Raw genomic sequence first — 18,096 nt, forward strand, 5'->3', positions numbered from 1 at the left:
CTTCAGAGCGTGCCGGATCTTTTGTCGCGTGGCACGAAATAGTCGGTCGGTGCGAGTTCCGGGTCTTCCTGCGCGAACATGTTCTGCACGTGCCGTTCGACATCCTCGCGGAACAACGCATGCGAGATCGCCTGCATGAGGCGCGTCGCGCCGACGAAGAGTCCGGGAATATCGCCCGCGAGCGCGCCGTGGCTCAGGATGCTGCCCCAGTTGAAGAGGTGGATGTCGCCCATGTGCGGCGTGCCGCCCGGCACCCTCTCGATCAGCTCGAAGCCCGGGCCCAGATAGGGATAGCGCGCGGCCTCGGCGTTGGCCTGTGCCTCTCCGGGCGTGCGTCGATCGGCCCACAAGGTGACGTTGGCGGCAAATGAGGCGAGTTCGGGGCGGCGTGAAAGATCGATGTCGAAGCCGGTGCCGATCAGCACCGCGTCGAAGCGTTCCGTGGCTTTCGCGGTCTTCACCGTGACGCCGTCCGCGTCGATGACCATGTCGAGCCACGGTTCGGCGAATCGGAAGGCGAAGCCCGGTAGCCTCTGTGCCCGCAGCACCGATTCGTGCGGTGGCGGCGAGCCGGCGGCCAGCATGTAAGTGTAGATCTTCCAGCGCCAGTCGTCGTCCAGCATGCCCTGGCCGCGCTGGAATCCGGGAAAGGACACGCCCTTCGACTTGTTGACCTGCGGCAGGTGCGGCCGCCGCGCGTAGCAGATCGCCTCGCGCGCGCCCGCTTCCAGAGCCGTGCAGGCATTGTCGATCGCCGTCGCCAGCACGCCCAGAATGCCGAGACGCTTGCCCTTGAGTTTGGTGAAGTCGATGTCTTCCAGCGTGTGATAGACGCGGCCGGCGCGGGCGGGGGCGGCCGGGTCGAACGACGGGAAAGACGGCCAGCGAAAGCCGCCCGATCCGTCGCGGCCGTTGGCCAGCACGATCTTGCGCACGAGAATCGTCTCGCCGGTCGACAGGCTCGCCTGCAGGAGGTCGCCGGCGGCTTCCACCTTGAGCAGTGACACGCCGTTCTCGACCTTCAGGTCAACGACCTTTCGGACCCACAGGAGATAGGAGAGCCAGTCGAGGCGCGGGATCTTGTAGAGCTTCTCCCAGCCCTCGGCACCGTGCTGCGCTTCGTACCAGGCGCGGAAGGTCAGGGACGGCACGCCGAGATCGGGCCCGGTGAGATGCTTGGGCGAGCGCAGGGTCGGCATGCGCGCCGTCGTGTTCCACGGCCCTTCCTGGCCGTGGCGGTTGCGCTCGATCACGCGGATGTTGCGGATGCCCTCGCGCATCAGGCCCCAGCCGACGCTCTGGCCGCACATGCCGGCGCCGACGATCAGGACATCCAGCACGCGGCGGCCGTCTGGGCCGGTCTTTTCCGGCACCCAGTTGGCCGACGGATAGTTCAACCGTGCCAGGTCGTGGCGCGCGACCTTCTCGAGTTCATCCAGGCCCGCCGACTGCCGCTCGACAACGCTGTCCATGCCGTGCTTCCGACCCTCCACGCATTTCATTAGCAGGGCCGCCCCGACGATTGAACTGCCGTGCCTCTGCGGCCTGTCGTATCACGGGGAGAAATTGGACGGCCGACGGTGCCAACTCCGGATGCCACTGGCGCCTCGGCCCCGGTACTATTCAGGCAGATCGCCGATCCGGACCGAGACGAACGCCCGGCCGGAGCAGGAAAAGTCACAGGGAGAGTATGGGATGCGCGGACGTCAGGTTCTGTTGGAGACGCTGATCAATCACGGGGTCGATCGGATATTCGGCAACCCCGGCACGACCGAGAGCCCGCTGCTCGATTCGCTGCCCGACTATCCGCAGCTCGACTACATCGTCCATCTCCACGAGGGCGTCGCCACCGGTGCGGCCAACTTCTACGCCCAGGCCAGCGGCAAGACCGCTTTCGTGAACCTCCACGTGGCGCCGGGCCTCGGCAACGCGATCGGCGCGATCTACAGCGCCCTTAAGAACAATTCGCCGATGGTGGTGACGGCCGGCCAGCAGGACACGCGGATGCGCCTGCGCGATCCCGTGCTCGGCCACGATCTAGCGTCCATCGCCGCGCCCGTGACCAAGTGGAGCGTCCAGGTCGAGCGCGCCGATGAGTTGGGTCCGATCCTCCAGCGCGCCTTCAAGATCGCCAACGAGGCCCCGGCCGGCCCGGTGTTCGTGGCGCTGCCGATCGACGTGATGGAGCAGGAGACCTCCATCCCGCCCGGCAAGCCTGGCCATTCCTACACCGCGACCCGTCCCGATCCGGCGGGCATCGCCGCCATGGCGAAGCTGCTGGCGGCCGCGAAGAGTCCGGCCATCGTGGCGGGAGACGACATCGCCCGCGCCGGCGCCGACAAGGTGCTGGTCAAGCTCGTCGAGAAGCTGGGGGCTTCGGTATGGTTCGAGGGCCTGCGAGGGCAGAATGCCTTCCCCACGGATCATCCGGCCTATCGCGGCACGCTGGCCTTCGATGCGCCGGGCGTGGCCAAACAGCTGGCTGACAACGATGTCGTGCTGATGGTGGGCGGGCCGTTCTTCGAGGAAGTCTGGTACGCACCGGGTTCGCCTTTCGCGGCCGGCACCAAGCTGCTGCAAATCGAGGCGGGAGCCTCGCGGCTCGCCTACAATTTCGCGCTCGATGCCGGCGTGGTGGCGAATGCCGGGGCGGCACTCGAGGCGCTCGAGGCAGCGCTGACGGGCGTCGATGCCGCGGCTGCGGCGAAGCGCAACGAGGCGATGAAGGCGCGCAAGATGGACGACGATGCTGCGCAGAAGGCGCGCGTCGAAAAGGCCTGGGCGCGCACGCCGACCTCGATGGCGCGCGCCATGGCGGAAATTCGCGCCGGCTCGCCGAAGGACGTCGTGGTGGTCGACGAGACGATCACGGCCAATCTCGACCTGTTCAAGACGTTCAGCTTCAAGGGACCAGGCGACTATTACAGCGGTCGCGGCGGCGGCATCGGCCAGGGCCTCGCGGGTGCCATCGGCGTCGCGGTCGCCCAGACCAGACGGCCGATCCTCTGCGTGTCGGGCGACGGCTCGTCGATGTACTCGATCCAGGCGCTGTGGACGGCGGCGCATCATGAGCTGCCGATCGTGTTCGTCATCCTGGCGAACCGCGAGTACCGCGTGCTCAAGCACAATATCGATGCGTATCGCCAGCGCTTCGACGTGAAGTCGAACAAGCCCTACATGCACATGGACCTGACGGGCCCGACCATGGGCTTCGTCGATCTGGCCAAGGGCATGGGCGTCGCCGGCACCTACGTCGCCAAGGCCGACGACATCAAGGCCGCCGTCGAGGCCGCCTTCAAGTCCGGCAAGCCGCACCTCGTCGAGGTCGAGATCGAGGGGAAGCGTTAAGAAGCCGGGGGCGCGCCACTGCGAGCGGAGTAACCTCCGCTCGCAGTGGCGCGCCCCCGGCAGTTCATTTCTGAAACGCGCGCACCTTGGCCTGGTGCGCACGGGCAGCGCCGGTCAGCATCGGCAGGTCGTTGCCCGACAGCAGGAACTTCATGCCCTTGTCGGTGTAGAGCTTGAGCAGCTCCTCGGTATAGGCGCCGCCCATGCCGGGCCACTTGCCGTGCTTGCGGCAGGCGGCGATGACCTTGTCGACGGCGGCCTGGACCTTCGGATTGCCGGTGTCGCCGGGGATGCCCATTTCCATCGACAGATCGCTCGAGCCCACGAGCAGGCAATCGATGCCCGGCACCGCCGCGATCGCCTCGGCATTTTCAACCGCCTTGGGCGTCTCGATCATCACCACGATCAGCGTGTTCTCGTCCGACTTCGCCGTCATCTCGCCCAGCGGCATCGGCTCGTAGTCGAATTGCGCCTGGCCGCCGCCGACCGAGCGATGGCCGCGCGGAGGATAGCGCAGCTTGTCGGCGATCTCCTTCGCTTCCTCCGCCGTATCGACATGTGGGACGACGATGCCCAGCGCGCCGCCGTCGAGCACGCGCGTCGCCATCGTGAGTTCGCCATACGGTACGCGCACAATCGGCGCGATGCCGGAATCCTGCGCAGCGATTGCGATCTCGCACGCCGTCTCGATCGACATCGATCCGTGCTCGAGGTCGATGAACAGCCAGTCGAAGCCGGCCGCCTTCATCACCTTCACGATGTCGACGTTGCGGACCAGCCGGATGCCGATGCCGATCGACAGCTCATTCTTCTTCAGGCGCGCCTTGGCGGCATTGACTGCGAACGCCATTGTCTTCTCCATAGAGTTCGTTCTTTTCCGAAAGCAGGCTATTCGCCATGACCTTCAAAGTCGAACGGATCGACCATGTCGTTCTGCGCGTGCGCGATCTGGCCGGCATGGTGCGTTTCTACGAAGAGGCGCTGGGGTTCAACGAGGAGCGGCGTATCGACACGCTGAGTCTTGTGCAGATGCGAGCAGGCGCTTCCCTGCTCGACCTCGTCGCCAACGATGCGCACGTGACGTCGCGAAACATGGACCATTTGTGCTTCCGCATTGAGCCTTTCGATCGTGACGCCATCGTCATGCGGCTCGCGCCATTGGGCATATCGGTCGGCGAAACGGTGGAGCGTTACGGTGCGGAAGGCAACGGACCGTCTGTCTATTTCCATGATCCGGAAGGCAATCAGATAGAACTTAAGGGACCGGCACTTTAAGGCTTGGCCATCTCACATGGTGTGATAGCCTGCCGGGCAACGGGGAAGAAAGAACACGCCAACGAGCGTGCCTCTGGGAGGATAACAATGCGTAATCGCCTGGCAGTCATTGCCGGTGGCCTCGCGGCTGCCGTCGTCATATCTGCTCCTGCCTTCGCACAGAAGCAGGGCGGAACACTTCGTGTGTCTCATCGCGACAATCCGCCGAGCGCGTCGATTCATGAGGAAGCGACCATCTCGACGAACATGCCGTTCATGGCCGTCTTCAATAACCTCGTGATGTTCGACCCGAAGGAGAAGATCAACAGCCCCGACAAGATCGTGCCCGAGCTGGCCGAAAGCTGGTCGTGGAACGACGACAAGACGAAGCTCACCTTCAAACTGCACAGCGGCGTGAAGTGGCACGACGGCAAGCCCTTCTCGTCCAAGGATGTGAAGTGCACATGGGACGCCCTGCGTGGTGACGAGAAGCAGGAGATCATCCGCAAGAACCCGCGCAAGGTCTGGTACAAGAACCTGAAGGACGTCACGACCAACGGCGACAACGAGGTGACGTTCACGCTCGAACGCCAGCAGCCGTCGTTCCTTTCGATGCTGGCGGCCGGCTATTCGCCGGTCTATCCGTGTCACGTCGAGGCACGGGTAATGCGATCCAAGCCGATCGGCACCGGCCCGTTCAAGGTCGCGGACTTCAAGCGCAACGAGGCCATCAAGCTGGTGCGCAATCCCGACTACTGGAAGAAGGGACGGCCCTATCTCGACGCCATCGAATTCAAGATCGTGCCGAACCGCAGCACTCGCGTGCTGGGCTTCGTCGCGGGCGAATACGATCTCACCTTCGATTCCGACATCACCTTCCCGCTGTTGAAGGACGTGAAGGGGCAGAAGGCGGACGCGATCTGCGAGGCCCGGCCGACCAACGTCCACACCAACCTGCTGGTCAACCGCGATGCTCCGCCGTTCGACAATCCCAAGCTGCGCGAGGCGCTCGTCTATTCGCTCGACCGCAAGCCGTTCAGCGACATCCTCACCCAGGGCAACGACCTGCAGGGAGCGACCATGCTGCCCCCGCCGGCCGGTGTCTGGGGCATGACGGAAGAGGAACTGCAGAAGCTTCCCGGCTTCGGGCCTGACGCGGACAAGAACCGCGAAGTCGCGCGCGGCATCATGAAGGAACTGGGCTACGGCCCCGACAAGCCGCTCAAGATCAAGGTGGCGACCCGAAACATCGCGATCTATCGCGATCCGGCCGTCATCCTCATCGACCAGCTCAAGCAGATCTATATCGATGCCGAGCTGGAGCCGATCGACACGACGATCTGGTACAACAAGATCCAGCAGAAGAACTATCAGGTCGGCCTCAACCTGACCGGCGCCGGCCTCGACGATCCGGACGGCGTGTTCTACGAGAATTTCTACAGCACGTCGGACCGCAACTACACGGGGTACAAGAATCCCGAGATCGACAAGATGATCGATGAGCAGTCCGCCGAGACCGACCTGAACAAGCGCAAGGCCATGGTAACGAAGATCGAGCAGGCTCTGCTCAAGGACGCGGCGCGTCCGCCGATCTCGCATGGCGTCGCGAACACCTGCTGGGCGCCGGCCGTCAAGAACCTCGTCCTGCAGCACAACAGCATCTACAACGGCTGGCGTCTCGAAGACGTCTGGCTCGACAAGTAACGCTTAAGCGTACGGAGGCACGACGAAGGATGGGAGCGTATCTTACCCGCCGCGTACTGTTGATGGTTCTGACTCTCTTCGGGATGTCGGTGCTCATCTTCGTCATGCTGCGCCTGGTGCCGGGCAACATTGCCGACATCCTGGTGGATTCGGCGGGCATCGCCGATCCCAAGGAGAAGGCCAAGATCGCAGCCGAGCTTGGCCTCGACCGGCCGATCTTCGATCAATACCTGCAGTGGATCGGCGGTCTGGCGCGTGGCGACCTGGGCTTTGCCTATGTGTCGGAGCGCCCGGCCCTCGAGGAGATCGCGCCGCGTATCCCGATCAGCGCCAAGCTGGCGGGATTGGCGCTCTTCTTCTCGATCATCCTCGGCGTACCTCTCGGCGTCGTCAGCGCCGTCCGGCAGAATTCCGCGATCGACTATCTGCTGCGCATCATCAGCCTGAGCGGGCTCTCGCTGCCCTCTTTCTGGCTCGGCCTGCTGATCCTGATGGCATCGGTCCAGTGGTTCGGCATGATCCCGATCTATACGAACGAACCGCGAAGTTTCATCGACGAGATGCTGTTGCTCAGCATTCCGGCCGCGGCCGTCGGGTTCCGAAGCTCGGCTCTGATCATGCGCCTGACCAGATCGTCCATGCTCGAAGTGCTGCGGCAGGACTATATCCGCACGGCGCGCTCGAAAGGCGCGTCCCAGACCACGGTCAACTATGTGCATGCGCTTCGCAACGCACTGCTGCCGGTCGTCACCATCATCGGCATCGAGGCGGCATTCCTCGTCGGCGGCCTGATCGTGACGGAGACGGTGTTCAATATCCCGGGCGTGGCCCGCTTCCTCGTCGAAGCCATCCTGTGGCGCGACTACCCGATCGTGCAGAACCTGGTGATGCTGATCGCCTTCTGCGTGGTCGTCGTCAATTTCCTGGTCGACATGGCCTATATGGCGCTCGACCCTCGCATCAAGTACGCGGACTGAGGGCACACATGGCTGTCATCGACCATGATGCCGCGCTGGCCAAGGCCGGCGCCAACGTATCGGGCTTCTGGGGCCAGGCCGGCTTCCTGGCCCGGCGCTATCCGCTCGGCGCGGTGGGAGCGGTTCTCGTGCTGCTCTTCGTCCTGACGGCGTTGTTTGCCAACGTCATCGCGCCGCACGATCCTCTGTCCACGAACTCGCGGGCCTCGCTGGCCGCACCGAGCAGCACCTACTTGCTGGGCGCGGACTTCATGGGGCGCGACATGTTCAGCCGCATTGTCTACGGCGCGCGCATCTCGCTCGCCGTCGCCGTGGGAGCCACCCTGCTGGGCGGCATCCTGGGCGTGCTGATCGGCCTGATCTCCGGCTTCATCGGCGGCTGGCTCGATCTCGCGACCCAGCGCCTGATGGACATCATGCAGTCGCTGCCGCTGCTGGTGATGGCGCTGGTCATGGCCGCGTCGCTGGGGCCGTCGCTCGAGAATACGATCATCGCGATCGCGATCCCTCTTGTGCCGAGCGTGGCGCGCGTCGTGCGGTCGAGCACCCTCTCGCTGCGCGAGCAACCCTTCGTCGAGGCCGCCCGGGCCATCGGTATGGGCGAGATGCGCATCGCCATCCGGCACGTCCTGCCCAACACGCTGGCGCCGCTGATCGTGCTCGGCACAGCCCAGCTCGGCTCGGCCATCCTGACCGAAGCGTCGCTTTCGTTCCTGGGCCTCGGCATTCCGGAGCCCTATCCGTCATGGGGCCGCATGCTCTCGGAGTCGGCGGCGGAGTATGTCCGCACGGCGCCATGGCTTGTGATCTTTCCCGGTGTCGCCATCAGCCTCACGGTGTTCGGCACCAACCTGCTGGGCGATGCCCTGCGTGACATCCTCGATCCGAGACAGCGTACATGAGTTCTCTTCTGGAAGTGTCCGATCTAGGCACGTGGTTCTATACGCGCCAGGGAATCGTCAAGGCGGTCGATGGCGTCGATTTCGAGGTCGCCGCCGGCGAGACCCTGGCCATCGTCGGTGAATCCGGCTGCGGCAAGAGTATGACCGCGCTCTCGCTGATGCGACTGATCCCAGAACCCCCGGGGCGTATCGTGTCGGGCTCGATCAAGCTGGCCGGCCGCGACCTGCTCAAGATCTCCGAAGAGGAGATGCGCGACGTGCGCGGCAACGAGATCTCGATGATCTTCCAGGAGCCGATGACGTCGCTCAATCCGGTGATGACGATCGGCAAGCAGATCTCCGAGGCGCTCATCCTGCACCGCGACATGGACCGCAAGCAGGCGATGAAGCGGGCGATCGAGATGCTGGAGCTGGTCCGCATCCCCGAGCCGACGCAACGCGCCAAGGAGTATCCGCACCAGCTGTCGGGCGGCATGCGCCAGCGCGCGATGATCGCCATGGCGCTGGCCTGCAATCCCAAGGTGCTGATCGCCGACGAGCCGACGACCGCACTCGACGTCACCATCCAGGCTCAGATCCTTGAGCTGATCGTCGAGCTGCAGCGCGAATTCAGTGCAGCGGTCCTCCTGATCACGCACGATCTCGGCGTCGTGGCCGAGACTGCACACCGGGTCATCGTCATGTATGCCGGCCGCAAGGTCGAGGAAGCGACCGTGGGCGAGCTGTTCGCAAGGCCGCTTCACCCCTACACGGTCGGCCTCATGAACTCGATCCCGCGCCTCGACCTGATGCGCGGGCAGACCGATCGCTCGAACGAGCGTCTGCAGGAAATTCCCGGCATCGTTCCGCCGCTGTTCGACCTGCCGCCCGGCTGCGCCTTCGCGCCCCGGTGCAACAGGGCGGACGAGAAGTGTCGCACCGAACGTCCGGCTTACGAGGAGAAGCAGCCCGGTCACTGGGCCGCCTGCTGGCACACACATGGTTAGCGCAAATCCCCCCGTCATCGAGGTCAAGGACCTCAAGAAGCACTTCCCGGTGAAGAAGGGCCTGCTGCGCCGCACAGTCGGCCAGGTCTATGCCGTGGATGGTGTCACCTTCACCGTACGCGCCGGCGAGACGCTAGGACTCGTGGGCGAGTCCGGCTGCGGCAAGACCACGGCCGGTCGCGCCGCCATGCGCCTGGTGGAGCCGACCTCCGGCTCGATCAAGGTCGAGGGCAAGGAAATCATGGGCCTGTCGAAGGCCGAGTTGCGCCCTTACCGGCGGGAGATGCAGATCATCTTCCAGGATCCGTTCTCGTCCCTCAACCCGCGCATGACGGCGGGCGACATCGTGGGCGAGCCGCTGCTGGTCCATGGCGTCGCCAATGCCAAGGAGCGCCAGGAGCAGGTGTCCGCGCTGTTCGCGCGGGTCGGCCTGCGCCCGGCCCAGATGAAGAACTACCCGCACCAGTTCTCGGGCGGGCAGCGGCAGCGCATCGGCATCGCCCGCGCGCTGGCGCTGGGACCGAAGCTGATCGTGGGCGACGAGCCTGTATCGGCGCTCGACGTTTCGATTCAGGCGCAGGTCATCAACCTCCTGATGGAGCTGCAGGCGGAGCGCCGGCTCTCCTACCTGTTCATCTCGCACAACCTCGCGGTGGTTGAGCATATCAGCCACCAGATCGCGGTCATGTATCTCGGCCGCATCGTCGAATATGCCGACACGCGGTCGATCTTCACCAACGCCCAGCACCCCTATACGGAAGCCCTGCTGGCCGCCGTTCCGGTGCCGGATCCGGCGATCAAGCGGAAGAAGATCGTGCTTCAGGGCGACGTGCCCAGCCCCGTGAAGCCACCGTCGGGTTGCCATTTCCACACGCGCTGCCCCTATGCCGTGGAGCGCTGCAAAGTGGACGTTCCTTCGCTGCGCGAAATCGCGCCGGGGCATCAGGTTTCCTGCCATCTGCGCTAGAGGAAATCCCCTCTCCCCCGCGTAGCGGGGGAGAGGGGCATGAACTGGGGTCGCGCCGGGTTACAGACGCGCTACACTGTCTCCAAAGGGAGAGAGGAAGCGTCATGGCCATTTGGGATTACATCATCGTGGGTGCCGGCTCGGCCGGCTGCGTTCTGGCCAACCGGCTGACCGAGGATGCCAACGTCAAGGTGCTGCTGCTGGAAGCCGGTCCGCGCGACAAGTCGATGTGGATCGACATCCCGGCCGGCTTCACCAAACTGCTGAACCACGAGAAGTTCAACTGGAACTTCCAGATGGAGGCGGAGGAGGGCATGGCCAACCGTCGTATTCCCTGCCCGCGAGGCCGGGCGCTCGGCGGCTCGAGCTCGATCAACGGCATGCTCTACGTGCGCGGCCAACCGCTCGACTACGACACGTGGGGGCAGCTCGGCAATCGGGGTTGGTCCTACGAGCGCATCCTGCCGTACTTCAAGAAGTCCGAGAATTACGAGCCCGGTGGCGACGACAGCCGCGGCAAGGGCGGCCCGCTGAACGTCGCGGAGATGCGCGAGACCAACGAGCTCTGCGATGCCTTCATCGATGCGGCCGAAGCCAGCGGTTACCCGAAGAACAAGGACTACAACAACGGCAACCAGGAAGGCTTCGGCTATTTCCAGGTGACGATGAAGAACGGCAAGCGCTGGTCGACGGCACGCGCCTTCCTCGACCCGATCCGCAACCGCCCGAACCTCCAGATCGTGACCGATGCGCTGGTCGATCACGTCATCCTCGAAGGCAAGCGCTGCGTCGGCGTCGCTTACTCGGTGCACGGCCAGAAGCAGGAGGCGCGCTGCGGCCGCGAGGTGATCGTCTCGGCCGGCGCCGTGCAGTCGCCGGGCGTGCTCGAACATTCCGGCATTGGCCAGCCCGAGCTGCTGCGCCGCTACGGCATCGAGGTGAAGCACGAGCTGAAGGGCGTCGGCGAGAACTACGGCGATCACTTCGCGCCGCGCATGAACTGGCGGGTCAAGCTGCCGATCACGCTCAACGAGCGGACGCGTGGCGTGAACCTCGTGAAGGAAGTGCTCAAGTACTATGCGACGGGTCGCGGCGCTCTCAGCCTGACCGCCGGCGTCGTCTATGGCTTCGTGCGCACGCGGCCGGGCCTCGAATCGCCCGACATGCAGTTCCACATGGCGCACGCCAGCTACGACACGGCGCAGAAACGCGACCTGGAGCGCGAGCCCGGCATGACCGTGGTGATCGGCCAATGCCGCCCCGACTCGCGCGGCTCGATCCACATCAAGTCGGCGACGCCGGGTGCCGAGCCCGCGATCCGTCCGAACTTCCTGTCGGCCCAGACCGACCGCGACGCCACCGTTGCCGGCATGCAGATCGCCCGCAAGATCGTCTCCCATCCGTCGCTCTCGAGGTACATCGCCTTCGAGAACACGCCCGGCGACAAGGTGCAGAGCTACGACGAGTGGCTGAGCTTCGCCCGCGGCAACGGCCAGACGACCTATCACGTCATCGGCACCTGCAAGATGGGCTCGGATCCGATGGCCGTGGTCGACGACCGGCTGCGGGTCCACGGGATCGCCGGCCTCCGAGTGATCGACGCCTCGATCATGCCGACCGTGCCGTCCGGCAACACCAACGCCCCCACGATCATGGTTGCCGAGAAGGGCGCGGACATGATCAAAGAGGATGCAAAGGCGGGCCTTCGGGCCGCCGCCTGAGGGAAACAATGGGGGACGTGATGAAGCCTGTGAGGTCCATTCTCGCCATCCTGGCGATCGGAGGGCTGTTGGCGGCCTGTCACGGCTACGATCCGAAGACCGAATCGAAGCGCGACATGCTGGCCGATTCCGGTTTCAAGGTCGTGTCGCTGAAGACGCCGGGTCAGGCCGCTTCGTTCAAGAAGCTGCCGCCGCACAAGCTCGCCCGCAAGACCTACAACGGCAAGCCGATCTGGGTGTACGCCGACCCGACCATGTGCGGCTGCCTCTACATGGGCAACCAGGACAACTACAACGCCTACATCAAGGAGGCGTCGAAGCAGATGATGACGACGGCGATGCGCGCCAACTTCGCCGACGATCCCTACAGCCCGACCGGCATGGACAACGCCGTCGACAGCGACTGGGATTGGGGCGAGTGGGGCAATCCCGGCTACTACGGCCTGAATTACTGAGGGCAGACCGACATCGAAACGCCCGGCGGATTACTCCGCCGGGCGTTTTTCTTTGTGAACCGTACCGCCTCATCCTGCGGAGCGCTCCCCAGGGTGAGGTCATTGCCTACTTAGGCTGCGTGGCTGGCACGCCGAGGGAAAGCATCAGGCGGTTGGCCCAGTTGAAGAACGAGGCCGCGCCGATGAGGTCGGCGATGGCCGCATCGTCGAGGCCGACGGCGCGCAGGCGCTCGACATGCTCCTTGCCGAAGGTCAGCGGCAGGGCGGTCAGCGCGACCGAGGCGGCGACGATTGCCTCCCAGCGCTCGTCCAGCTTGGCCTCGACGCCTTCGTCGAGCAGGCGCTGCACGTCGTCCACGCGCTTGGAATAGGTCGCGGCGAAGCGGGAATGGACCGAGGCGCAGTAGATGCACCCGTTCAACCGCGACGTCGCCGCCGCCGCCAGCTCACGCTCGGCGCGCGGCAGCCCGGCCTCGGGATTGTAGAAGATGTCCTTGTCCGTCCGCGTGCGGGCCTCCAGCACGTCGGGATCGCGCGCCAGCAGCCGGAAGTACGGCGACTTCACGCGCGCTGCGTCGACCAGGCTCTTGATGTGGTGCTCGGTCATGTCGGCTTCCGCCATCGGCTCGAGCCAGGGCAGCCAGTCGAGCATGTCGCGGGTGAAGACCACCGGCTCGGTGTGCGGCGGCGGCATCAGGGTCTTGTCGGTGCTCATAGGGTGCTCGCGAGGACGCCCAGGCCGGACACGACCCGGATCTGGTAGGACAGGAAGGAGACGAGCTGGGAGACCGTCACGATGTCGTTGGTCGACCAGCCGGCGTCGAGCAGGGACTGTAACGCCGCCGCCGATGAATCGCGCGGATGGAACACCAGCATGTGCGTGTGCTCGAAGGCGGCGGCGAGGCGGGGCCCCAGCGCCGAACGTCCGGCATCGCTCACCTTCCAGGTCGGACCGGGTGCATCCTCGACCGAAAGCGGGCCCTTGGGAAAGTGGCCGTAAGGTCCCTTGGTCCTCGCGGTCGCTGCCTCAGCGGTGACGGCGCTGCGCAAGGCAGCCGGCAGCTTGGCGGCATAGAAAGCATCCGTCTTGGGCTCGCCGTGCAGGCCCGCGACGAACGACGCTATGGCGTGGCGTTCGTCGGCGCTGACGCCGCCCAGTTCCTTCGGCTCGAACAGCGAAGTGTAACTCGCCTGCGCGTGCTTGCGCGCCTCGGAGCGCTGGGCACGGATCGCATCCAGCTTGGAGCCCGGCGCGATACCCACCAGGCTGTCGATCACATCGGTCATGCGACTTGTCTCGTCCCCGCTTTGACTTCCGGCGCCCAGCCCAATGCGGGCGCCACCTTTCCGGCGAACAGCTCGATCGACCGCAGAATATACGGGTGCGGCGGATCGATCGAGTGAACCTGCATCGTGAGATCTGTCGAACGCTGCAGGGTCGAGTCGGCCTGCAACGAGGCGATCACCTCGTCGGGCGTCCCGATATGCACGTCCATGGCCCTGATCAGGTCGCCGACCAGGCTGCCCGAGCTGAAGTTGCCGGTGGCGGCCAGCCGGTGGCGCATGCGCGACAGGCCGGCCTCGGCCAGGCGCATCGCCTCGTTGCGGTCGTCCGCGATGAAGATGGTGCGCGAGGCGAGGATGCGCGGTTCCACGCCCTTGGGCAGCGCCTCCAGATAGGCATCGAGCATCGGGTTCTGGATGTCGGCCAGCGAGGCCTGCGGCGCCTCCGGAGAGCGCGGCTGGGTGCGCGACAGCATCAGGCCGTCGCCCGCCAGTCCGGCGCGGCGGGCCCCCGAAACGGTGAAAGTCGCCTGCCAGATGCGGTCGACCAGGGTCGGGTTCGACGGATAGAGCTTGTCGCCGCCGGGCAGCGGGTCCCCTGACCAGGCGGCCCTCAGCATGGCGAGGTTGTGATCGAACAGCGCATGCCGCTGGTCGCTTTCGAGGCCGAAGGCGGTGAAAGCCGTCATGTTGCCACCCGGTCCGACGCCGACTTCGAGGCGGCCGCCGCTCATCAGGTCGGTGACGACGGCATCCTCGGCGACGCGGATCGGCAGTTCCAGGGGCAGGGTGACGATGCCGGTGCCCAGCCGGATTCGCGACGTGTGGGCTGCGACATGGGACAGGAACACGAAGGGGGCGGGCAATCCGCCTTCGCCCTCATGGAAATGGTGCTGGGCGATCCAGGCCGAATCGAATCCGCATTTCTCGGCATGCCGGATCTGCTCGGTGGCGAGGCGGTAGCGCTCGGCCGCATCGACCTGGTCGAGAAGGCGGGTGAAGAAGCCGAGGCGCTTGATCGGAAACTTGGTCATGGGCTCAACCTTGGGGGAAGTTCGGGCGGCCCGGCAAGGACGGGCACATCGAGGACCGGCAGGGCGCGGCCCGGGATGGCATCGATCAGCTCGCGCGTATAGGCGCTGTCGGGCTGCCCGAAGACGGTCTCGATCGGACCGCCGTCGACCTGCCGGCCTTTGTGCATGACCGACACGGTGTCCGAGATCTGCCGGACCACGGCGAGGTCGTGGGAAACGAACAGGTAGGTGAGGCCCAGCGTCTTCTGCAGCTCGTCGAGCAGGGACAGGATCTGCGCCTGCACGGTGACGTCGAGGGCGGACACCGCCTCGTCGAGCACCAGCACGCGCGGATCGAGGACGAGGGCACGGGCGATGGCGACCCTCTGCCGCTGACCGCCCGACAAAGCGCGCGGATGGCGTTCGAGGAAACCCTCGGAGAGACCGACGCGGGCCAGCATGTCTCGCACCTTGCGGGCACGATCGGCGGCAGGGATGGGCTCGAAATTGAGCAGCGGTTCCTCGACGATGCGGGCGATGGTCTGGCGTGGATCGAGGGAGCCGAAGGGATTCTGGTAGACGAGCTGGATGTGCTTTCGGAACTGCCGCAGCTTCTCGCCCTTCAGGGTGGTGAGATCGACTCCGTCGACCAGGATGCGTCCGGCCGTCGGCTTGATGAAGCCGACGACGCTGCGGATCGCGGTCGTCTTGCCCGAACCCGATTCGCCCACGATCGCATGGGTGGTGCCGCGGCGGACCTTGAAGGACAGGTTGTCGACGGCGCGGAACGACTTGGCCTCGCCACCGCTCACCGGGAAATCGTGCGTGAGGCCCGTCACCTCGATGGCGAAGTCCTGGCCGTCGGTGGCCGGCCGGGACGGCCGCGGTTTGCCGAGCGACGGCGCATCGGCCAGCAGACGGCGCGTATAGGCGCTGCGCGGGGCTGCCAGAACGTCCTTCACGGGCCCCTGTTCCTGGATGCGGCCGTTCTGTAGCACGACGAGACGGTCGGCTCGGTCGGCGGCGACGCCGAGATCGTGTGTCACCAGCAGCACCGCCGTGCCGCTCTCGCGACGCAGCTCGTCGATCAGGTCGAGGATGCGCCGTTGCACCGTGACATCGAGCGCGCTGGTCGGCTCGTCGGCCACGATCAGCGCCGGACTGAGGGCGACGGCGATCGCGATCAGCACGCGCTGCTTCATGCCGCCGGAGAGTTCGTGCGGGTACTGGCGCGCGCGCATCTCGGCCGGCGTCAGGCCCACGCGCTCCAATAGTTCGATGACCCGCGCATGGATCGCCTTGCGGTCGCCGCGCTTGTGGATCTGCAGCACCTCGGCGAGCTGCGAGCCGATGGTTCGGACCGGGTTGAGCGAGCTGCCGGGATCCTGCGGGATCAGGCTGACGACGGCGCCGCGGATGGAATCCAGCCGCTTCTGCGACCAGTGCGTGATGTCGGTGCCGTTCAGGCGGATGATGCCGCTCTCGACCCGGCCGTTGCCGGCCAGCAGCCCGAGTGTCGCCTGGGCCGTCGTGGTCTTGCCGGAACCGGATTCACCCACCAGCGCCACAACTTCGCCCGGGGCGACGCTGAAGGAGACGCCGTGCACGACGCGTTGTTCGCGGTCCCCCGTCTTGTAGGCAATCGCCAGGTCCTCGACCTGGAGGAGGGGCGTGACGGTCATGGTGCGGTACTGCCCAGTGCCTTGCTGATGCGATCTGCGGAGAGCACGACCAGCACGACCACGAGGCCCGGCGCCGCGGTGAGCCACCAGGCGCGCGACAGGTAATTGCGGCCTTCCGCGATCAGCAGGCCCCATTCGGGGGTCGGCGGCGGTGCGCCGTAGCCCAGGAAGCCCAGCGTCGAGATGGCGAGAATGGCCGAGCCGAACTGTAGGGCCGCCAATGCGATGACCGAGGTCAGCGAATTGGGCAGGACATGGCGGTAGAGCACGGCCCAGAAGGTGCCGCCGCTGCCGTACGCCGCCTCGACATACTCGCTGCGCCGCACGCGCACGACTTCCGAGCGCGCAAGCCTGGCGAAGCGTGCGACCGAGACGGCACCAACGGCGATCGCGACATTGATGGTGCCGAAGCCCAGCAGGACGATGATGCTGAGCGAAAGCAGCAGGGAGGGCACGGCGAGCATCGAATCGACCAGCCGCATGATCACCGCGTCGATCCAGCCGCCCCGCGCGCCGGCAATCAGGCCGAGCAGGGTGCCCAGAATCAATCCCACGGTGACGGCGACGAAGGCGCCGGACAGCGAGTGCCGCGCGCCGTAGACGATGCGGGCATAGACGTCGCGGCCCAGCCCGTCGGTCCCCAGCACGTGCTCCGCGCTGGGCGGGCGGAGTTGCTCGCCCGGCACGCCTTCGGTGCCGCTGTAGCCGGTGAAGAGCGACGGCAGCGCGGCCCAGGCGAGCACGATGAACACGACGACCCAGGCGAGGGCCAACGTGACCGGCACGCGCTTGAACCGGGTGGTCCAGCGGGCGGGAGCGTCGGCCATCGAGCCGCTTGCGGTTTCTGCGGTCATGTCGCGGCTCCCGCCTTGGTGCCAAGCCGGGGGTCGAGCACCGGATAGAGCAGGTCGACGATCAGGTTGATCGTGACGAACGCGAGCGCCGAGATCACGACGATGGCCTGCAGCACCGCCGTGTCGTGGTTACCCACGGCCTGGTAGGTGAGACCGCCCAGGCCGCTGAGGCCAAACACCGCCTCGGTGACGACGGCACCGGCCAGCAACTCGCCGAACAGCACGCCGGCGATGGTGAGCGTCGGCATGATGGCGTTGCGCGCCACGTGCCGCCACAGGACCCAGTTGCGCGAGGCACCCTTGGCGCGGGCGACGGCGACGAAGGGCTGTGCCAGCACCTGGTCGATGTTGCGCATCAGGATCTGCGCAAGCGGCGCGGAGATCGGGATGGCGAGGGTCAGGACGGGCAGGATCAGCCGTTCGACCGGGCCGGGGCTGATGACCGAGACCAGCCCGAGCTGAAACGAGAAGATCTGGATCAGCATGATGCCGAGCCAGAAGACCGGCACGGAGATGAACAGCGAGGGCAGGGCCTGCAGCCCGGCGCGCAGCCACTCCATGCCCACCATGTTCGAGACGGTGGCAAGGATGATCGTCAGGATCAGGGCCGCGGCGAAGGCGAGCGACGCGAGCAGCAGGGTCGGCGGCAGGTTGGTCGCAAGCTGCTGGCTGACGGGCACGCCCGCCTGGATCGAGATGCCGAAATTGCCGGTGAGGAAGTTGCCAACGGTTGCGAAATACCGCTCCCACAGCGGACGATCCGCGCCGTAGGAGGCGCGGATCTCGGCGATCTGGTCGGCCGAGAGTCCCATGTCGGGGCTCATGAACTTGATCATGATCGCGTCGCCCGGCAGCACCTGCAGCAGCAGGAAGGCCGCGGTGAAGGTCAGGGCCAGCACGGCCAGGGCCTGGCCGACCCTGCCGAGGAGATAACGCGCCATGGTTGCCT

The 18,096-nt window shown here is 65.8% G+C and carries 17 protein-coding genes; 9 read left to right on the forward strand and 8 right to left on the reverse strand.

Going from position 1 to position 18,096, the window contains the following annotated elements; genetic code table 11:
- Positions 1–2: 2 nt before the first annotated feature.
- Complete coding sequence (locus ACQY78_RS19615) at positions 3–1,472, reverse strand: FAD/NAD(P)-binding protein (RefSeq protein ID WP_428677811.1); 1,470 nt, start codon at positions 1,470–1,472, stop codon at positions 3–5.
- A gap of 223 nt (positions 1,473–1,695) precedes the next feature.
- On the opposite strand from ACQY78_RS19615, the gene ACQY78_RS19620 reads away from it, so the two are divergent.
- Complete coding sequence (locus ACQY78_RS19620) at positions 1,696–3,348, forward strand: thiamine pyrophosphate-binding protein (RefSeq protein WP_428677813.1); 1,653 nt, start codon at positions 1,696–1,698, stop codon at positions 3,346–3,348.
- Between the two features lie 64 nt (positions 3,349–3,412).
- Here the strand turns inward: ACQY78_RS19620 and ACQY78_RS19625 are convergent, their stop codons facing one another.
- A complete protein-coding gene (locus ACQY78_RS19625) occupies positions 3,413–4,198 on the reverse strand; it encodes an HpcH/HpaI aldolase family protein (protein ID WP_428677814.1) in 786 nt (261 codons plus the stop codon).
- A gap of 47 nt (positions 4,199–4,245) precedes the next feature.
- Here ACQY78_RS19625 and ACQY78_RS19630 point away from each other — a divergent pair, with 47 nt between their 5' ends.
- The 8 genes from ACQY78_RS19630 to ACQY78_RS19665 all read left to right on the forward strand — a co-directional run bounded on the left by ACQY78_RS19630 (position 4,246) and on the right by ACQY78_RS19665 (position 12,314).
- Positions 4,246–4,623 carry a VOC family protein gene (locus ACQY78_RS19630; RefSeq protein ID WP_428677815.1) on the forward strand — a complete coding sequence of 126 codons (378 nt, stop codon included), beginning with the start codon at positions 4,246–4,248 and terminating at the stop codon, positions 4,621–4,623.
- Between the two features lie 87 nt (positions 4,624–4,710).
- Positions 4,711–6,306 carry an ABC transporter substrate-binding protein gene (locus ACQY78_RS19635; protein ID WP_428677817.1) on the forward strand — a complete coding sequence of 532 codons (1,596 nt, stop codon included), beginning with the start codon at positions 4,711–4,713 and terminating at the stop codon, positions 6,304–6,306.
- Positions 6,307–6,335: 29 nt separating this feature from the next.
- Positions 6,336–7,283 carry an ABC transporter permease gene (locus ACQY78_RS19640; RefSeq protein ID WP_425069384.1) on the forward strand — a complete coding sequence of 316 codons (948 nt, stop codon included), beginning with the start codon at positions 6,336–6,338 and terminating at the stop codon, positions 7,281–7,283.
- Between the two features lie 8 nt (positions 7,284–7,291).
- Positions 7,292–8,185 (forward strand): ABC transporter permease, encoded by an 894-nt coding sequence (locus tag ACQY78_RS19645; RefSeq protein WP_428677819.1) that lies wholly within the window; start codon positions 7,292–7,294, stop codon positions 8,183–8,185.
- A complete protein-coding gene (locus tag ACQY78_RS19650; RefSeq protein ID WP_428677821.1) occupies positions 8,182–9,171 on the forward strand; it encodes an ABC transporter ATP-binding protein in 990 nt (329 codons plus the stop codon). Before ACQY78_RS19645 ends, ACQY78_RS19650 begins: the two co-directional genes overlap by 4 nt.
- The gene (locus ACQY78_RS19655) at positions 9,164–10,138 is read left to right on the forward strand and encodes an ABC transporter ATP-binding protein (RefSeq protein ID WP_428677822.1); all 975 of its coding nucleotides are present in this window, start codon (positions 9,164–9,166) and stop codon (positions 10,136–10,138) included. Before ACQY78_RS19650 ends, ACQY78_RS19655 begins: the two co-directional genes overlap by 8 nt.
- A gap of 104 nt (positions 10,139–10,242) precedes the next feature.
- Positions 10,243–11,859, forward strand: a complete 1,617-nt coding sequence (locus ACQY78_RS19660) for a GMC family oxidoreductase (RefSeq protein WP_428677823.1) — start codon at positions 10,243–10,245, stop codon at positions 11,857–11,859.
- A gap of 20 nt (positions 11,860–11,879) precedes the next feature.
- Positions 11,880–12,314, forward strand: coding sequence for a hypothetical protein (locus tag ACQY78_RS19665; protein WP_428677825.1), 435 nt, complete (start codon positions 11,880–11,882; stop codon positions 12,312–12,314).
- Positions 12,315–12,420: 106 nt separating this feature from the next.
- Here ACQY78_RS19665 and ACQY78_RS19670 read toward each other — a convergent pair whose 3' ends face one another.
- Genes ACQY78_RS19670 through ACQY78_RS19695 form a run of 6 tightly spaced genes read right to left on the reverse strand, consistent with a single transcriptional unit; the run spans position 12,421 to position 18,088 of the window.
- A complete protein-coding gene (locus ACQY78_RS19670) occupies positions 12,421–13,029 on the reverse strand; it encodes an alkylhydroperoxidase domain protein (RefSeq protein ID WP_428677827.1) in 609 nt (202 codons plus the stop codon).
- Positions 13,026–13,601, reverse strand: coding sequence for a CMD domain protein (locus ACQY78_RS19675; RefSeq protein ID WP_428677829.1), 576 nt, complete (start codon positions 13,599–13,601; stop codon positions 13,026–13,028). Before ACQY78_RS19675 ends, ACQY78_RS19670 begins: the two co-directional genes overlap by 4 nt.
- The gene (locus ACQY78_RS19680) at positions 13,598–14,632 is read right to left on the reverse strand and encodes a putative FMN-dependent luciferase-like monooxygenase (protein WP_428677830.1); all 1,035 of its coding nucleotides are present in this window, start codon (positions 14,630–14,632) and stop codon (positions 13,598–13,600) included. Before ACQY78_RS19680 ends, ACQY78_RS19675 begins: the two co-directional genes overlap by 4 nt.
- Complete coding sequence (locus ACQY78_RS19685) at positions 14,629–16,293, reverse strand: dipeptide ABC transporter ATP-binding protein (protein ID WP_428677832.1); 1,665 nt, start codon at positions 16,291–16,293, stop codon at positions 14,629–14,631. Before ACQY78_RS19685 ends, ACQY78_RS19680 begins: the two co-directional genes overlap by 4 nt.
- On the reverse strand, positions 16,290–17,147 hold the full coding sequence (locus ACQY78_RS19690; protein WP_428677833.1) for an ABC transporter permease: 858 nt from the start codon (positions 17,145–17,147) through the stop codon (positions 16,290–16,292). Before ACQY78_RS19690 ends, ACQY78_RS19685 begins: the two co-directional genes overlap by 4 nt.
- Positions 17,144–18,088 carry an ABC transporter permease gene (locus ACQY78_RS19695; protein ID WP_428677834.1) on the reverse strand — a complete coding sequence of 315 codons (945 nt, stop codon included), beginning with the start codon at positions 18,086–18,088 and terminating at the stop codon, positions 17,144–17,146. The genes ACQY78_RS19690 and ACQY78_RS19695 overlap by 4 nt, the downstream gene beginning before the upstream one ends.
- Positions 18,089–18,096 lie beyond the last annotated feature (8 nt).

This window comes from Reyranella sp. (assembly GCF_965279625.1).
Lineage (GTDB): Bacteria > Pseudomonadota > Alphaproteobacteria > Reyranellales > Reyranellaceae > Reyranella.

Bases quoted from the DNA above. Each gene is read 5' to 3' on its own strand.
- ACQY78_RS19615 (WP_428677811.1), bottom strand. From the start codon at position 1,472: ATGGACAGCGTTGTCGAGCGGCAGTCGGCGGGCCTGGATGAACTCGAG.
- ACQY78_RS19620 (WP_428677813.1), top strand. From the start codon at position 1,696: ATGCGCGGACGTCAGGTTCTGTTGGAGACGCTGATCAATCACGGGGTC.
- ACQY78_RS19625 (WP_428677814.1), bottom strand. From the start codon at position 4,198: ATGGCGTTCGCAGTCAATGCCGCCAAGGCGCGCCTGAAGAAGAATGAG.
- ACQY78_RS19630 (WP_428677815.1), top strand. From the start codon at position 4,246: ATGACCTTCAAAGTCGAACGGATCGACCATGTCGTTCTGCGCGTGCGC.
- ACQY78_RS19635 (WP_428677817.1), top strand. From the start codon at position 4,711: ATGCGTAATCGCCTGGCAGTCATTGCCGGTGGCCTCGCGGCTGCCGTC.
- ACQY78_RS19640 (WP_425069384.1), top strand. From the start codon at position 6,336: ATGGGAGCGTATCTTACCCGCCGCGTACTGTTGATGGTTCTGACTCTC.
- ACQY78_RS19645 (WP_428677819.1), top strand. From the start codon at position 7,292: ATGGCTGTCATCGACCATGATGCCGCGCTGGCCAAGGCCGGCGCCAAC.
- ACQY78_RS19650 (WP_428677821.1), top strand. From the start codon at position 8,182: ATGAGTTCTCTTCTGGAAGTGTCCGATCTAGGCACGTGGTTCTATACG.
- ACQY78_RS19655 (WP_428677822.1), top strand. From the start codon at position 9,164: ATGGTTAGCGCAAATCCCCCCGTCATCGAGGTCAAGGACCTCAAGAAG.
- ACQY78_RS19660 (WP_428677823.1), top strand. From the start codon at position 10,243: ATGGCCATTTGGGATTACATCATCGTGGGTGCCGGCTCGGCCGGCTGC.
- ACQY78_RS19665 (WP_428677825.1), top strand. From the start codon at position 11,880: ATGAAGCCTGTGAGGTCCATTCTCGCCATCCTGGCGATCGGAGGGCTG.
- ACQY78_RS19670 (WP_428677827.1), bottom strand. From the start codon at position 13,029: ATGAGCACCGACAAGACCCTGATGCCGCCGCCGCACACCGAGCCGGTG.
- ACQY78_RS19675 (WP_428677829.1), bottom strand. From the start codon at position 13,601: ATGACCGATGTGATCGACAGCCTGGTGGGTATCGCGCCGGGCTCCAAG.
- ACQY78_RS19680 (WP_428677830.1), bottom strand. From the start codon at position 14,632: ATGACCAAGTTTCCGATCAAGCGCCTCGGCTTCTTCACCCGCCTTCTC.
- ACQY78_RS19685 (WP_428677832.1), bottom strand. From the start codon at position 16,293: ATGACCGTCACGCCCCTCCTCCAGGTCGAGGACCTGGCGATTGCCTAC.
- ACQY78_RS19690 (WP_428677833.1), bottom strand. From the start codon at position 17,147: ATGACCGCAGAAACCGCAAGCGGCTCGATGGCCGACGCTCCCGCCCGC.
- ACQY78_RS19695 (WP_428677834.1), bottom strand. From the start codon at position 18,088: ATGGCGCGTTATCTCCTCGGCAGGGTCGGCCAGGCCCTGGCCGTGCTG.